General features: G+C 68.3%; 12 protein-coding genes. 5 read left to right on the plus strand and 7 right to left on the minus strand.

All coding sequences use genetic code 11. From position 1 onward, the window contains the following. Positions 1-91 precede the first annotated feature (91 nt). The 4 genes from CR157_RS13440 to CR157_RS13455 are packed head-to-tail and all read right to left on the minus strand — an operon-like array spanning position 92 to position 5,845. Entirely contained in the window at positions 92-2,935 is a 2,844-nt protein-coding gene (locus tag CR157_RS13440; protein ID WP_110284050.1) for an FAD-binding and (Fe-S)-binding domain-containing protein, read from the minus strand. After that, positions 2,932-3,612 carry a LutC/YkgG family protein gene (locus tag CR157_RS13445; RefSeq protein WP_110284051.1) on the minus strand — a complete coding sequence of 227 codons (681 nt, stop codon included), beginning with the start codon at positions 3,610-3,612 and terminating at the stop codon, positions 2,932-2,934. Before CR157_RS13445 ends, CR157_RS13440 begins: the two co-directional genes overlap by 4 nt. After that, entirely contained in the window at positions 3,609-5,093 is a 1,485-nt protein-coding gene (locus tag CR157_RS13450) for a LutB/LldF family L-lactate oxidation iron-sulfur protein (protein WP_110284052.1), read from the minus strand. The genes CR157_RS13445 and CR157_RS13450 overlap by 4 nt, the downstream gene beginning before the upstream one ends. Continuing rightward, positions 5,090-5,845, minus strand: coding sequence for a (Fe-S)-binding protein (locus tag CR157_RS13455; protein ID WP_110284053.1), 756 nt, complete (start codon positions 5,843-5,845; stop codon positions 5,090-5,092). Before CR157_RS13455 ends, CR157_RS13450 begins: the two co-directional genes overlap by 4 nt. Before the next feature lie 325 nt (positions 5,846-6,170). On the opposite strand from CR157_RS13455, the gene CR157_RS13460 reads away from it, so the two are divergent. Genes CR157_RS13460 through CR157_RS13470 form a run of 3 tightly spaced genes read left to right on the plus strand, consistent with a single transcriptional unit; the run spans position 6,171 to position 10,253 of the window. Further along, a complete protein-coding gene (locus CR157_RS13460; RefSeq protein ID WP_110284054.1) occupies positions 6,171-6,956 on the plus strand; it encodes a GntR family transcriptional regulator in 786 nt (261 codons plus the stop codon). Beyond that, entirely contained in the window at positions 6,953-8,878 is a 1,926-nt protein-coding gene (locus CR157_RS13465) for a sensor histidine kinase (protein ID WP_110284055.1), read from the plus strand. The genes CR157_RS13460 and CR157_RS13465 overlap by 4 nt, the downstream gene beginning before the upstream one ends. Next, the gene (locus CR157_RS13470) at positions 8,871-10,253 is read left to right on the plus strand and encodes a sigma-54-dependent transcriptional regulator (protein ID WP_110284056.1); all 1,383 of its coding nucleotides are present in this window, start codon (positions 8,871-8,873) and stop codon (positions 10,251-10,253) included. The genes CR157_RS13465 and CR157_RS13470 overlap by 8 nt, the downstream gene beginning before the upstream one ends. On the opposite strand, the gene CR157_RS13475 is transcribed toward CR157_RS13470, so the two are convergent. The 3 genes from CR157_RS13475 to CR157_RS13485 all read right to left on the minus strand — a co-directional run bounded on the left by CR157_RS13475 (position 10,229) and on the right by CR157_RS13485 (position 12,916). Further along, positions 10,229-10,900 carry a metal-dependent hydrolase gene (locus tag CR157_RS13475; protein WP_110284057.1) on the minus strand — a complete coding sequence of 224 codons (672 nt, stop codon included), beginning with the start codon at positions 10,898-10,900 and terminating at the stop codon, positions 10,229-10,231. The genes CR157_RS13470 and CR157_RS13475 overlap by 25 nt on opposite strands. An 88-nt stretch (positions 10,901-10,988) precedes the next feature. After that, positions 10,989-11,546, minus strand: coding sequence for a gamma carbonic anhydrase family protein (locus CR157_RS13480; protein ID WP_110284058.1), 558 nt, complete (start codon positions 11,544-11,546; stop codon positions 10,989-10,991). A 29-nt stretch (positions 11,547-11,575) separates the two neighbouring features. Next, positions 11,576-12,916, minus strand: coding sequence for a sodium-dependent transporter (locus CR157_RS13485; protein ID WP_110284059.1), 1,341 nt, complete (start codon positions 12,914-12,916; stop codon positions 11,576-11,578). Between the two features lie 151 nt (positions 12,917-13,067). Here CR157_RS13485 and prlC point away from each other — a divergent pair, with 151 nt between their 5' ends. Both prlC and CR157_RS13495 read left to right on the plus strand, forming a co-directional pair. Further along, positions 13,068-15,122, plus strand: a complete 2,055-nt coding sequence (gene prlC, locus CR157_RS13490; RefSeq protein ID WP_110284060.1) for an oligopeptidase A — start codon at positions 13,068-13,070, stop codon at positions 15,120-15,122. A 62-nt stretch (positions 15,123-15,184) separates the two neighbouring features. Further along, the gene (locus CR157_RS13495; protein ID WP_102628187.1) at positions 15,185-15,430 is read left to right on the plus strand and encodes a YheV family putative zinc ribbon protein; all 246 of its coding nucleotides are present in this window, start codon (positions 15,185-15,187) and stop codon (positions 15,428-15,430) included. The last annotated feature ends 576 nt before the right edge of the window (positions 15,431-16,006 follow it).

Here is a 16,006-nt window from a genome sequence, read left to right on the forward strand (position 1 = left end):
GTAAAAAACTTTCAGGCCGATGACCGAGCCGCGCGAGACAGCTGTCCACAGGCGGTCGGAAGCGAGCGCCTGTGGACGATCGGGCGACTCGTCATCTGGCCTGGCTCGCCCGGTCGAGCAGCGACAGGATCGAACGATAGGGGATACCGCCGTGTTGGCTCAGGCCGATCTCGCAGGTGCGCGAATTGGAGTAGCCGGCACTGCACCCCGCCACCTGTTCGGCCAGTCCCTCGAGCGCCGCGGCATTGAGCTCCGGGGTATTGAACCCCTTGTCGCCGGCGAACCCGCAGCAGGTGATCTCCGCCGGCACCACCACGTCGCGTGCACAGGCCTTCGCCAGGGCCTCGAAGCGGTCGGCCAGTCCCATCCGCGTGCTGGAGCAGGTCACGTGGACCGCAACCCGCTCGTCGAGAGGCGTGATCGCCAGCCTCGGCAGCAGATGATCATGGGCAAAGGCCACCGGTTCCAGCAACGTGAGCCGCTCGTCCAGGTGCTCCTGCATCTGCAGGGTACAGGGACTGGTGTCGCTGAGCACCGGATAGCGGCCGTTCTGGCTGGCCACCAGCAGCTCACGGTTGAGCTCCCGCGCCTTGTGCTTCGCTTCGTCGAACTGCCCCTTGGACTGGAAGGCCATGCCGCAGCAGAGATGGCCGATCATCTCCGGCAGGATCACCTCATACCCCGCCTTGTCGAGCAGCGACAGGGTGATCTCCATCACCGAGCGCGACTCCCCGTCGCCGTGGCCGGCGCCGAATACCCGTGTCGCGCAGGACGGCAGGTAGACCACCTTGTCCCTGGCGACGCCGGCAGAGGCCTGGAGCCTGAGCACCCGAATCGGTGCCGCCTTGGGCAGTGCCGGTGTCCACTGGGGTAGGCGGCCACCGCTCAGTCGGCGCGCGCCACCACTGGCCTTGCTCATCAGGCCATTGCCGAACACCGCACGCGCCGCTCCGGCCACGCTCAGGGCAGCTCGCGCCAGTCGCGTGACCCCGGAGAAGTGCCGGCCGACCCGCCGGGCCACGTCGGCCTTGCCGGCATGGCGTTCGCGGCGCATCTCGCGCACCAGGTCGCCGGTATTGATGTCCACCGGGCACTGGGTGGCACAGAGGCCATCGGCGGCACAGGTCTCGTCGCCGGCGTAACGGTTATCGCGCCGCAGCGTCTCGAGCCGTTCGGCATCCTGTGCATCGAGCGACGCCCCCAGCGCCTCGAGCCGGGCCATCTCACGGGCGATGACGATACGCTGCCGCGGGGTGAGCGTCAGGTCCTTCGAGGGACAGACATGCTCGCAGAAGCCGCACTCGATGCACTTGTCGACGATGGGGTTGGCCGCCGGCAGCGGCTTGAGGTTCTCCAGGTGCAGGGTCGGGTTGCGGCTCAGGATCACCTCGGGGTTCAGCCGGTTATCGGGGTCGAAGAGCGCCTTGATACGCCACATCAGGGCATAGGCGTCGGGTCCCCACTCCAACTCCACGTAGGGCGCCATGTTGCGCCCGGTACCGTGCTCGGCCTTGAGGGAACCGCCATACTCGACGCCCACCAGCTGTGCGACTTCATCCATCAACGCCTGATAGCGCGCTACCTCGCCGGGCTTCTCGAAGCCCTGGGGAAAGACGAAGTGCAGGTTGCCCTCCAGGGCATGACCGAAGAGGATCGCTTCCCGGTAGCCATGCCGATGGAAGGCCTCGGTCAGCGCCAGCACGCCTTCGTCGAGTCGCTCGATGGGGAAGGCGACATCCTCGATGATCACCGTGGTGCCGGTCTCGCGCACCGCCCCCACCGCCGGGAAGAGCCCCTTGCGGAGCTTCCAGTAGCGCGCGTAGGTATCGGCGTCGCGGGTGAAGGCGACCGGCTCCAGGGTCCGGATGCCCTCCAGGGTCGCCTGCACCGCTGCCATGCGAGCCTCGAGCTCGGCAGCGTCGTTGCCGCGCACGTCGACCAGCAGGGCCGCCGCGCCCTCGGGGAGCGTCTTCAATACCTGCGGCATTCCCGCTTTGTCCTGCACCGAGCGCAACGCGGCGCGGTCCATCAGCTCCACGGCCGAGACCGGCGCCTGCTTCAAGGCAATGGTCGCCCGGCAGGTGGTGGCCATGTCGGGAAAGAAGGCCAGCGCCGCCGCCTTCTCGGGCTCGTCGACCACGGTGGCGTAGGTGATGGTGCTGATGAAGCCGAGCGTCCCCTCCGAGCCGATCATCAGGTGCTTGAGGATCTCGATACCATCGGTGAAGTCCACCAGGCTGTTGAGCGCATAGCCGGTGGTGTTCTTGAGCCGGTACTTGTGGCGAATCTTCTCGGCCAGCGCCTCGTTGGCCCGGGTCTCGGCCGAGAGACGCTCGAGCCCCTCGACCAGCTCGCCATGGGAGCGGCGGAAGGCGGCCACGCTGTCGGGGTCCGCGGTATCCAGCAGGCTGCCATCGGCCAGGATCACGCGGATATCGCGCACCGTGCGATAGCTGTTCTGGGCCGTGCCGCAGCACATGCCCGAGGCGTTGTTGGCGGCGATGCCACCGATCATGCAGCTCGCGATGGAGGCCGGATCCGGGCCGATCTTGCGCCCGAAGGGGGCGAGCAGGGCGTTGGCTCGGGCGCCGATCACACCGGGCTGCAGGCGGATGGCCCGGCCCTCGTCGAGGATCTCGTGGTCGCGCCAGCCGCGACCGAGCTGGATCAGCACCGAGTCGGTGACCGCCTGGCCGGAGAGCGAGGTGCCGGCCGCACGAAAGGTCACCGGTAGGCCCCGCGCCCGGCACTCCGCCAGGGTCCGCTGCAGCTCTGGCTCGCTTTCCGGCCGTACCACCAGCTGAGGGATCAGCCGGTAGAAGCTGGCATCGGTGCCATAGGCCAGGGTACGCAGGGGGTCGTCGATCAGCCGCTCGACGGGGATCGTGTCGGCCAGCGCCGCCTTGAGCTCCTGCCATGGGGTCGTGGTCGTCATGCGCCCGCCTCCGTTGCCCCGCCGGCATGTCGCACCAGCACCACCAGCTCGCGAGGACCGTGCACGCCGTAGGCCAGGGTCTGCTCGATGTCCGCGGTCTTGCTCGGCCCGGAGATCAGCAGGGCATTGGTGGGCATGCCGCCGGCCCATCCAGGGCGCTCCACCACGTCGAAGAAGGTGTCCTCGAGCGTGTCGGCGTCCAGCACGGCGATATGGATGGGCGGCACCAGGCTGATCAGGCGCGGTTCGTCAGGGGTGGGCCAGAGCCACAGGCTGCCGGTCTCGGCGATGCCGCCAAGGGTCGAGGTCAGGCCGGCATCGACCCGTTCGAACTGCTCGCGCTTCCAGGCCTCGATGTCGCGGTCGACATCGACCAACTCCACCTCGGCATCGACCAGGGCCCGGCGCGCTTCGGCGGCCACCGGATGCTCGCGGCCCAGCGCCAGTCGCTGCACGCCCTTGGCGGTCAGCACATCAACCAGGGCCGTGGTCCAGTCATGCGTGGCGACATGGATCACCTCGCCATGCACCGAAGTGATCCACCGCTCGAAGCGCTCGAGACGTTCCTCGGGGCTCCAGCCGCGGTTCGTCACCACGGCGAAGTCACACTCGGGGGGGGTCAGCGGACCGTCGGCCCGCTCGCGCAGCCGCTTGAGAATGGCGTCGCGGGCACTCATGGGCGTTTCTCCTCTGCGGCCTTGTCGGCCTGGTGACGCTTGGCCTCGTGCTGTTTCACCAGCGCATGCAGGGTGGTGCCGGCCGGCTTCGGTGCGCTGCGATAGTCGGTCCAGGCGCCCAGTCGCGAGGGCGTCAGCGCTCGCAGCTTGCCGGCCATGGAGGTTCCGGCGCGCCAGACTCCCGGATGGGTGGCCAGCCACTCGAAACCCTTCCATGCCGCGGCCTCCTTGCGGGTGCGCTTGACCCCGGCGCCGGGCACGTTGCCACGCCCCTCGCCCACCGACTCGCGGCGCAGGCGCACCAGCAGGTCGGGGATCGGAATCTTCACCGGACACACCTCGCCGCAGGCCCCGCACAGGCTCGAGGCAGTGGGCAGGTCCTTGGTGTCTTCCAGGCCCATCAGGTGTGGCGACAAAATGCTGCCGATGGGGCCGGGGTAGGTGGTGCCATAGGTATGGCCACCCACCCGGGTATAGACCGGGCAGTGGTTCATGCAGGCGCCGCAGCGGATGCAGCGCAGAGTGTCGAGCAGCTCGTCGTCCTGGTAGATGCTGGACCGGCCGCTGTCCACCAGGACCAGGTGCACCTCCTGCGGCCCATCGTGCTCTTCGGGTTTTCTGGGCCCCGAGATCATATTGAAGTAGGTGGTGACGTGCTGGCCGGTGGCCGAGCGGGTCAGCAGGGCATAGAGGGGCGGCACGTCGCGCAGGTGTTCGACGACCTTCTCGATGCCGGTCACGGCGATGTGGACCGGCGGCACCGTGGTGGTCATGCGGCCGTTGCCCTCGTTCTCCACCAGGCACAGGGTGCCGGTCTCGGCCACCGCGAAGTTGACCCCGGAGACCCCCACGTCGGCGGCCATGAAGCGCTCGCGCAGCTGCTGCCTGGCCGCCGCGGTCATGGTGTCGACGTCGCGGGTGCGCTCGGTGCCGGTCTTGTCGTGCATGATCTCGGATATCTCATCGGTATTGAGATGGATCGCCGGCATGATGATATGCGAGGGCGTCTGCTCGTTGAGCTGCACCAGGTACTCGCCGAGATCGGACTCCAGTGCCTCGATGCCGGCCTCTTCCAGGTGGGCATTGAGGTGCATCTCTTCGGAGACCATCGACTTGCCCTTGATCACCGACCTGGCATCGTGGCTCTCGCACAGCTCGCGGATGATGCGGCACGCCTGGTCACCGTCCTCTGCCCAGTGCACCCGGATGCCGTTGGCCTCACAGTTGGCCTCCAGCTGCTCGAGCAGGTCGGGCAGCTTGGCCAGCGCCCTCAGCCGGATGTTGGCGCCCAGCTCACGCAGGATCTCCAGGTCCCAGTCGCCGAAGCTGTCGTGCCGCTTGGTCATCAGGCCATCCATGGCCTTGCGGAAATTGGCACGGATCTGCGGATTGCCCAGGGCATCATGGGCCTGGCGGTGGAACTCGCGGGGGCTGTAGGCTTGTACGGGATGGGGCCGAACCGAATCGCTTTGTACGCTCATGAGGTCCTCCGCCACAGGTAACTGGCGATATGCTCGCCCTTGACCGACTTCTTCTGATGTGCGAAGCGCCCGCTGATGTTCATCATGCAGCCGCAGTCGGAGGTAACGAAGCGGCGCGCACCGGTGGCCTCGATGGCCTGGGTCTTGTCCTCGACCATGGCGGCGGAGACCTCGGGATGGCGCACCGCGAAGGTGCCACCGAAGCCGCAGCACTCGGCCGCCCGCGCCTGCTCCACCAGCTCGACCTGGCCGAGCTTGGCCAGCAGCACCGGGCCGGTGTCGGCCAGCCCCATCTCGCGACGGGCACTGCAGGAGGTGTGCATGGCGACCTTCTCGGGCTCGCCACGATCCTCGAGCCTGAGATGACAGACATGCACCAGAAACTCGGTGAGCTCGAAGACCCGACCGGCTACCGCCTTCGCCAGGGCTTCACGCTCGCTGCCGGCAAACAGCTGGGGGTAGTGGGTACGCATCATTCCCCCGCAGGAGCCGGACGGCACCACGATCGGCCAGGGCTCGGGAAAGAGATCGAGCTGTGCTGCCGCCACCGCCCGGGCCTCCTGCTGGTAGCCCGAGGTGTAGGCGGGCTGGCCACAGCAGGTCTGGTCCTCGGGGAAGACCACCTCGATACCCTCCCGCTCCAGGAGGCGAATGCCATCCAGCCCCGCTTCGGGGTAGAACAGGTCGATCAGACAGGTGCCGAAGAAGTAGACCTTCTCCGGTTTCGACGGGTAACACTTGACTGGCGTCATCGGCAGGATCCTCGACGATGCCAGGGGCCGTGTCCGGCGAAGGCATCGGGATGGTTGTCGTTCAGTCTGGTAAATTGGTAAAACCAATTTACAGCAGCAATGTTGCCGCACCTTAGGAGGCGCCCCTCACAGTGTCAAACCCGGCCCCGGTTTTTTCTCATCCATCGTTGCTATACTTTGGTAGGGCATGACGAATGACGACAGCAACCCCTTGATCATGCTGGCAATTCAGGATCTCTCACTGACCAGGGTAGCTCGCCGATATTGGTAATACCAATTAAGTGGCGTTACCATGATGTCCGCTTCATGCTCCCAGGAGGCAACCATGGCCTACCAACCCGTCCGGCAGCCCCGCCTCGCCGACGTGATCACCGAACGCCTCGAGGCCCTGATTCTGGAAGGGAGCCTCAAGCCCGGCCAACGCCTCCCCCCGGAGCGAGAGCTGGCGGAGCGCTTCGGCGTCTCGCGCCCCTCGTTGCGCGAGGCGATCCAGAAGCTGGCCGCCCGCGGCCTGCTGACGAGCCGCCAGGGCGGCGGTACCTTCATCACCCAGGAGCTCAACAACAGTTACAGCGATCCGCTGCTGGAGATGCTCGCCCGCCATGGCGAGTTCCACCTGGACCTGCTCGAATTTCGCGACGCCATGGAAGGCATCTCCGCCTACTATGCCGCCCTGCGCTCCACCCCCACCGACAAGGCGATGCTGATCAATCGCTTCGAGGAGCTCGAGGCCTGCTTCAAGGGCCGTGACCCGAGGCTCGAGGCCAAGGCCGACGCCGCCTTCCACATGGCCATCGCCGAGGCGGCTCACAACGTGCTGCTGCTGCACACCATCCGCGGCATCTTCCACCTGCTGGAGCGTAGTATCGTCGACAACCTCGCCCACCTGTTCGAGAAGCCCGACTCCCGCCCCCTGCTGATGCAGCAGCACCGGGCCCTGCTCGATGCCATCCTCGAGGGCCGCGCCGAGGACGCCAGGGCTCGGTCCCACGAGCACCTGGTGTTCGTGGAGGAGAACCTGCTGGAACTGGAGCGGGCCGAAACCCGTGCCCAGCGCGCCCTGCGCCGGGCCCAGGGGATGCCCTCCCCGCAGCGGGACCCGGTGAGATGAAGGCCCGCACACGGCCACCGCGGCTCTCCCGGGCCTGGCGGCGCCTGCTGATCCTGCTGGTGCCCCTGGGGCTCGCCCTGAGCATGTGGCAGGCCGCCCAGCTGGCCCGCGAGCAGGCCCTGCAGAACCTGGTCCGCGAAGCGGAGAACGAGCTTCGCCTCTCGGCCGCGGGGCTCGAGGGCCACCTTTCACGGCATGACTACCTGCCACAGTTGCTGGCCTCCCGCGAGGGCGTGCAACGCTTCCTGAGCTCCCCGCGAAGCCAGGATGCCATGCCGCTCAACCGGCTGCTGGATCGCTTCCGCGCCACCGCCGACGTCTCCGACGTCTATCTCCTCGACCGCGACGCCAATACCCTGGCCGCCAGCAACTGGCACCTGCCCAATACCTTCATCGGCCAGAATTACGCCTTCCGCAGCTACTACCAGGACGCCATCGCCGGCGGCCAGGGGCGCTTCTTCGGCCTGGGTGTGCTATCGAGGGAGCGCGGCTATTACTTCTCCGCCCCGGTGTGGCTCGACGACACCTCCCCCAACGCTACTCCCGACGGCGTGATGGTGGTCAAGGTGCTGCTCGACGCCGTGGAGGAAAGCTGGGCCGACCAGGACGCCGAACTGCTGGTCACCGACGAGGACGACATCATCTTCATGGCCAGCCGCCCGGAGCTGCGCATGGCCGCCCTCCACCCGCTCTCGGACACGGAGCGCCAGGCCCTGCTCGAGACCCGCCGCTATGCCGACGAGCCATTGTCGCCCTCGGGCATCGAGGTCCTCGAGACCCGCGGCGACCAGAGTCGGCTGGTGAGCTTCTCCCGGGGCCCCTTGGCCGAGGGCAGCTACCTCAGCCTGTCGCGTCCCCTCGAGGAGCTCGGCTGGGAGATGCACATCCTCAAGCCCCTGACCCCGGTGATCCGCGCCCAGTGGCTGTCGGCCCTGCTCGCCGGCGGGCTCTACGGCGTGGTGGTCCTCGGCGGCGGCATCGGCTGGCAGCGCCTGCGCCTGCGTCGCGAGCGGGAGCAGTTCGCCGAGCGCGAGCGACGCACCCTGGCCAGCGCCCGGGACGAGCTCGAGCGCAACGTCGAACGTCGTACCCGCGACCTGGTCGAGACCAACCGGCGCCTCTCCGGCGAGATCGAGGAGCGCCGCCGTGCCGAGGCCAACCTGCGCCAGACCCGTGACGAGTTGATCCAGGCGGCCAAGCTCGCCGTGCTCGGCCAGCTGGCCGCCGGCATCAACCACGAGCTCAACCAGCCGCTGGCGGCGATCCGCGCCTACGCCGAGAACGCCCGCGCCTTCCTCGAGCGCCAGCGCCTCGAGGCGGCGAGCAGCAACCTGGAGCAGATCATCGAGCTGACCGCCCGCATGGCGGAGATCAGCTCCCAGTTGCGACAATTCTCGCGCAAATGTGGCGACAGCCTGACCGCCGTCTCGGTCCCCTCCTGCTTCGACTACGCCCTGCGGCTCTTCCAGGCCCGGCTGCGCGACGCCGGGGTCGAGGTGGAGCGCCACTGGCCCGAGGGCGACGTCTGGGTGCGGGCCGACCTGGTCCGGCTCGAGCAAGTGCTGGTCAACCTGATCGGCAACGCCCTGCAGGCGATGAGCGAGGCACCCGACCCGCGGCTGACCCTCTCCATCGACCAGGATGCCGAACGCGTCACCATCGGCGTGGCCGACAACGGCCCCGGCATCGCCGAGGAGAACCTGGCCCGCATCTTCGAGCCGTTCTTCACCACCAAGTCACCGGGCAGCGGCCTGGGGCTCGGGCTGTCGATCTCCGCGCGCATCATCGACGACCTGGGCGGGCGCCTCAGCGCCGGCAACCGCCCTGGCGGTGGCGCCCTGTTCACCATTACCCTGCCCCGCGACACCGACACCCGGAACCCCCACCAGACCCGCAACCAGGAGAGTCCTTCCCATGCATGACCAGGCGGCCCCGCCGGTGATGATCATCGATGACGAACCCCACCTGCGCATCACCGCCGGTCAGACCCTGGAGCTGGCCGGCTACGCCCCCGAGCCCCATGCCAGCGCCGAGGCGGCGCTGGAACACCTCGCCCCCGACTTCCCCGGCGTGGTGGTCAGCGATATCCGCATGCCCGGCATGGACGGCATGACGCTGCTGCGCGAGGTGCGAAGCCGCGACCCGGACCTGCCGGTGATCCTGATCACCGGCCACGGCGACATCTCCACCGCCGTGGAGGCGATGCGTGACGGCGCCTGGGACTTCCTCGAGAAGCCCTTCGCCGGCGAGCGGCTGGTGGAGGTGGTGCGGCGCGGCGTCGAGAAGCGCCGCCTGAGCCTCGAGAACCGCCGCCTCAAGGCCGAGCTGGAGGCCCAGCAGAATGCCCCGGGGCCGCGCATGGTCGGCCGCACCGAGACGATGCAGCGCCTCGCCTCGATGGTCCAGCGCATCAGCCAGGTGGAGACCGACGTGCTGCTGTTCGGCGAGACCGGCGCCGGCAAGGACCTGGTGGCCCGCGCCATCCACGAACGCAGCCGTCGCGGTGGTCGCCCCTTCGTCGCCATCAACTGCGGCGCCGTGCCAGAGAGCATCATCGAGTCGGAGCTGTTCGGCCACGAGAAGGGCGCCTTCACCGGCGCCGTGGAGCGTCGCATCGGCAAGTTCGAGCATGCCGAGGGCGGCACCGTCTTCCTCGACGAGATCGAGTCGATGCCGCTGGCGCTGCAGGTCAAGCTGCTGCGGGTGCTGCAGGAACGCTGTGTCGAGCGCCTCGGCTCCAACGTGCCGGTGCCCCTGGACATCCGCGTGATCGCCGCCACCAAGGTCGACCTCAAGGTCGCCGCCGAGGCGGGACGCTTCCGCGAGGACCTCTACTACCGGCTCAACGTCGTCACCCTGCCGATTCCCGCCCTGCGCGAGCGGCGCGAGGACATCCCGCTGCTGTTCCAGCACTTCGCCGTGGTCGCCGCCAACCGCAGTGAGCTGGAGTGCCCGCCGCTGGATGCCGCCGGCATCTCGGCGCTGCTGGCCCACGACTGGCCGGGCAACGTGCGCGAGCTGCGCAACCTGGCCGAGCGTTATGTGCTGCTCGGGGCCACCTGCGACTATCGCCTCGACGCCCTGCTCGAAGGGGTCGAGAGCGACACCGGCGACATGGCCCTGCCCCAGCAGGTCGAGCTGTTCGAGAAAAGCCTGATCAGCCAGGCGCTGGCCCGCCACCGCGGCCGCATCAGCGAGATCTGCGAGCAGCTCGGGCTGCCGCGCAAGACCCTCTACGACAAGCTGAAGAAGTACGGACTCAAGGCCGAAGACTACCGCCAGAGCGCCGAGCCCTGAACGAGCAGCTCGCGCAGCGGCGGCCAGGGCGGCAGCCACGGCACCAGCGCGGCGGCGAGCACCAGCATGAGCACCGCGTTGCCCGGCTCGCGATAGTCGAACAGCTTGAATGCCGTGCCGAAGGAGCGCTTGATGCGTGTACCGACCAGGTCGACGCTATACAGCTCATCGAGCAGCAGGTGGATCAGCGTGCCCAGGACCAGCGCCAGCCCCTGGGCCCAGGCCAGCCAGGCGCTCTGCGAGAGCCATTGATAACTGGCCGCCGTGGTCGCCAGCCCGCACAGCAACGCTGCCAGCAGCGAATGCCAGATGCCGCGATGCACGGAGAAGCGCTTGAACACCGCGCTCAGTGCATAGCGCACGCCGATATACAGCCCCCCACAGGCGACGACGATGGCCCCCGGGCTGAGCCACTCCTGCAACAGCAGGGCGCCCCCCACCACCGACAGCACGGCGAGCAAGGTGAAGATCAGGCGGATGGCATGGGAGTTGTCGGAATCGATATCCGGCAGTATCCCGCCGAAGGCGGTCAACACGGCCAGGGAGGCGGCTTCGGGGGCCGACAGCGGGGTGGCCTGCCAACCACCGAAACCAAGCAGCACGCCACCGGCCACGGCGACGCCGAGGTGGGTACGAAAATCGGCCATGTGCAGAGACTCGAAGAATACTGGATGGAAATCCAGATTATGCGCAACATGGCCTGAAAAAACAAACAGTTGCCAATTGGCGACAGGCTCAGGCAGACAGGTAGTCGTCCTTGAGCCTGACGTAGTTGCCGGCGGTATAGGGGAAGAAGGCCCGCTCCTGCTCCTTGAGGGGGCGCAGCGCCTTGGCCGGGTTGCCGGCATAGACATGGCCGCTCTCCAACCGCTTGCCCGGCGTCACCACGGCGCCCGCGGCGATGATCACCTCGTCCTCGACCACCGCGCCGTCCATGACGATGGCACCCATGCCCACCAGGATGCGGTTGCCCAGGGTGCAGCCGTGGAGGATCGCCTTGTGGCCAATGGTCACCTCCTCGCCGATGGTCAGCGGAAAGCCCTGGGGGTTGAAATCGCTGGCATGGGTGATATGCAACACGCTGCCGTCCTGCACGCTGGTGCGCGCACCGATGCGGATGCGGTGCATGTCGCCGCGGATCACCGCCATGGGCCACACCGAGCAGTCGTCGCCCAGCACCACGTCGCCCAGCACCATGCTCGCCGGATCGATGTAGACCCGCTCCCCCAGTTGCGGGGTCATCCCCTTCCAGGACCGGATCGTCCCGGCCCGATTCTCGACTGCCTCGCTCATCGCTCACCTCCGGTCGTCAGATACGTGCGTCACAACAGGCCCGCCGCCAATACTACCAGCGTCAGGGGAATCGACACCCAGCGCACCAGGACGCGCCAGGTGCGGAACCCCGCCGGCCCGGCATCGAGCGCGCGCAGGGCGCTCTGCTCGGGCATCACCCAGGCGGCGAAGACGGCGATCGCGAGCCCGCCGACGGGCAGGAAGATCTCGGTGGGCACCGTGGTCACCAGGTCGAAGAAGTTCATGCCGGCCACCGGTCGCCACTCGGCCAGGGTCGAGAAGGAGAACACCGAGAGCAGTCCCACCAGCCACACCGCCACGCCGATGATCGCCGTGGCGCGGCCACGCTTGATGCCGATGCCCTGCAGGGTGGCGACCATGGGCTCGGCCAGGTTGATCGACGAGGTCCAGGTGGCGAGCAGCAGCAGCAGGAAGAAGACGCTGAGCCACAGCGCCCCCCAGGGCAACTGGGCGAAGGCAACCGGCAGGGTCACGAACATCAGCCCGGGCCCCTCGCCGGGGTCCATGCCCTGGGCGAAGACCACCGAGAAGATCGCGATGCCGGCCAGCAGGGCCACGCCGATGTCCAGCAGGGCCACCGCCCCGGCGGCCCGGGGCAGGCTCTGGTGGTCCGGCATGTAGGCGCCGTAGGCCATCAGCGCACAGGCGCCCACCGCCAGGGTGAAGAAGGCGTGGCCCATGGCGTGCAGCACCACCAGCGGCGTCACCGCCGAGACGTCCGGCATGAACAGCCAGGCCAGCGCCTGGCCGAAGCCGTCGGTGGTGGCGGCATAGCCGGCCAGCAGCAACAGCAGCAGGTAGAGCAGCGGCATCAGCAGGTTGTTGAGTTTCTCCAGCCCCTTGGCGACGCCGGCAGCCACCACCGACATGGTCATGAACAGGAAGAAGGAGTGGTTGAGGGTCATGCGCCCCGGGTCGGCGAGGAAGGCCTCGAAGCCGGCGCCGACCTCGGCCGGGCTGGCGCCGACGAAGGCGCCGTTGACCGACGCGACCAGGAACTCGATGGACCAGCCCGACACCACCGAGTAGAACGACAGGATGCAGAACACCGTGAAGGCGCCGAACAGCCCCAGCCAGCGCCAGTGACCACTGCGCCCGGCCTGGGCCGCCAGGTAGCCGAGCGACTGCATCGGGCTTCTGCGCCCGGCCCGGCCGATCATGATCTCGGCCATCATCACCGGCAGTCCCAGCAGCAGCACGAAGGCCACGTAGAGCAGCAGGAAGATGGCCCCGCCGTTCTCGCCGGTGATGTAGGGGAAGCGCCAGATGTTGCCCAGCCCCACGGCGGCCCCGGTCACGGCCAGAATGAAGGCGCGCCGGGTGGTCCAGCGCTCCAGCGTCTCGTTCATGGTGTCCTCTCGCTCCCCAGGGCCGGCAAAGGCAGCAAGACTAGCAGGCCACTCGAGGGGGACCAAACGCTTCGCGGCCTGGGCGACATTGAAACCCTGGTCGAGTGCCCGCATCTAACCTCACGATCACTCTTCTGCCCCCGAGGTGCGCATGTCCCGCAACCCGCTGCTCGAACCCCATCTTCTGCCCCCCTTCGCCGACATCCGCCCCGAGCACGCGGTGCCCGCCATCGAGGAACTGCTGGCGGAGAACCGCACCGCCATCGAGCGCCTGGTGGCAGAAGCCGAGCAGGGCGAGGGAGCGCCCACCTGGGAGAGCCTGGCCGCCCCGCTGGAGGCGCTCAACGACCGCCTCTCCCGGGCCTGGTCGCCGGTCGCGCACCTCAACGGCACCATGAACAACGAGGCCCTGCGCCAGGCCTACCAGACCTGTCTCGCCCAGCTCTCCGACTACAGCACCTGGCTCGGCCAGCACGAAGGGCTGTTCCGCGCCTGGCAGGCGCTGAAGAATGGGCCCGCCTGGGCCGAGCTCGACGAGGGGCAGCGCCAGGCGGTGGACAACACCCTGCGCGACTTCCGCCTGGCCGGGGTCGACCTGCCGGCCGAGCAGAAGCGGCGCTACGGCGAGATCCGCGCCCGCCTCTCCGAGCTCGGCAACGCCTTCTCCAACCAGCTGCTCGACGCCACCCAGGCCTGGCACCTCGACCTACCCGACGCCAGCCGCCTGGCCGGCCTGCCCGAGAGCGCGCGGGACTTGCTCAAGGCCGGTGCCGAGGCCAAGGGGCTCCCGGGCTACCACATCACCCTGGACTTCCCCAGCTTCTTCCCGGTGATGACCTATGCCGATGACCGCGAGCTGCGTCGCGAGGTCTACACCGCCTTCGTCACCCGCGCCTCCGACCAGGGCCCCCAGGCGGGGCAGTTCGACAATGCGCCGATCATGGAGGAGACCCTGGCCCTGCGCCATGAGCTGGCCGAGCTGCTGGGCTTCGCCACCTACGCGGACTACTCGCTCGCCACCAAGATGGCCGAGACGCCCCGCGAGGTGCTCGACTTCCTCGAGGACCTGGCCCGACGCGCCGTGCCTCAGGCCCGGGAGGAGTACGCCGAGCTGGAAGCCTACGCCCATGACGTACTGGGCATGAGCGAGCTCGCCCCCTGGGACGTGGGCTACGCCAGCGAGAAGCTGCGCGAGGCGCGCCACGCCATCTCCCAGGAGCAGCTGCGTCCCTATTTTCCGGCCCCCCGGGTGGTCGACGGCCTGTTCCGGGTGGTCGAACGCCTCTACGGCGTGACCTTCGAGGAGGACGCGGATGCCCCGCGCTATCACCCCGACGTGCGCTATTTCCGCATCGTGGAAGACGGGGCGCCCATCGCCGGTTTCTACCTCGACCTCTACGCCCGCGAGGGCAAGCGCGGTGGCGCCTGGATGGACGAGTGCCGGGTGCGCCGCCTGGAACAGGGCGAACTGCAGCTGCCGGTGGCCTACCTGACCTGCAACTTCACCCGCCCGGTAGGCAACAGGCCGGCACTGCTGACCCATGACGAGGTCACCACCCTGTTCCACGAGTTCGGCCATGGCCTGCACCACATGCTGACCCGGCAGACCATCGCCGACATCTCCGGCATCAACGGCGTGGCCTGGGACGCGGTGGAGCTGCCCAGCCAGTTCATGGAGAACTACTGCTGGGAGCGCGAGGGGCTCGACCTGATCGCCGGCCACGTGGAGACCGGCGAGCCGCTGCCGGCCGAGCTGCTCGAGAAGCTGCAGGCGGCCAAGAACTTCCAGTCGGCCATGGGCATGGTGCGCCAGCTGGAGTTCTCGCTGTTCGACTTCCGCCTGCACCACGAGCTCGAGGCCCCTTCCGCCACCGAGATCCAGGCGCTGCTCGACGCGGTGCGCGACGCCGTCGCCGTGGTGCCTCGCTCCCCCTTCAACCGCTTCCAGAATGGCTTCAGCCATATCTTCGCCGGGGGCTATGCGGCGGGCTACTACAGTTACAAGTGGGCCGAGGTGCTCTCCGCCGATGCCTGGAGCGCCTTCGAGGAGGCCGGGATCTTCGACCCCGAGACCGGGCGGCGCTTCCGCACCGAGATCCTCGAGCGGGGCGGCGCCCGCGACGCCGCCGAGCTGTTCCGCGCCTTCCGCGGCCGCGAGCCCAGCGTCGAGCCGCTGCTGCGCCACAGCGGCATCCGAGCCACCTGAAGCGCCCGCCCCATCGCCACTGCCGCCGGGGTTGCCCCGGCGGCTCGTCATCAGGAGGCCTCATGGCCGTGCAAAAACGCTTTATCGCCGGTGCCATCTGCCCGCGCTGTGCCGAGATGGACCGCATCCGCGCCTGGGAGCAGAACGGTATCCGCTACCGGGAATGCGTCAGCTGCGACTTCTTCGAGCAGCTGCCGATCGAGGACGAGGCGCTACCCGAGCTGGAAACCCGGGTCAGCCGCCCGCGTGACGATCAGACCCGCCAGGACTTCCAGCCGGTGAAGATCCTCGACCCCAAGGGCCGCTGAGCAAGCCGACCCGCGAGTGACGGCCAGGCCGGCCCCACCCGCCGACTCGAGGCGCCGGGCCCTGCCCCGGAGCAGGTGCCCCCGCACCCGGCCGGCTACCGCCGGACCGCGACCTGAACGCCACCGCCCGCCAGCATGCCGTCCCCCGCCGGTCGTCTCCCGACACCGGCCTGACCCCCTGTGCGGATTTCCGCACACCCATCCGCCAGCTGCGTGCGGAGTTCCAGCCATCACGCCCTTCCCGTCTTTCGACCTTCGTCGCACACTGCGTTGCCAACCAACTGATAATAAAGTGATTCCCTGGCGGGCGGCCCACCCCTTGCTATAGTTAAAGGCGTTGAATGCAGCACCTTGTCTGGATCGAGGCGGCCCGGGGAGACACCTGCCACACTGTGTTGGCCATGCCCCCTCGTCTGCCGACCGGACGAACAACCACAACCGCAACGGGAGATACGCCATGCGTAATGTCACCACCCAAGTGCTCACCGGCACCCTGGCCGGCGCCCTGCTGGTCGCGGCCTCGGCCCACGCCGACCGCTCCGAATGGCCGGACAACTTCACCGTGGGCACCGCCAG

This window comes from Halomonas sp. LBP4 (assembly GCF_003202205.1).
Classification (GTDB): domain Bacteria; phylum Pseudomonadota; class Gammaproteobacteria; order Pseudomonadales; family Halomonadaceae; genus Halomonas; species Halomonas flagellata.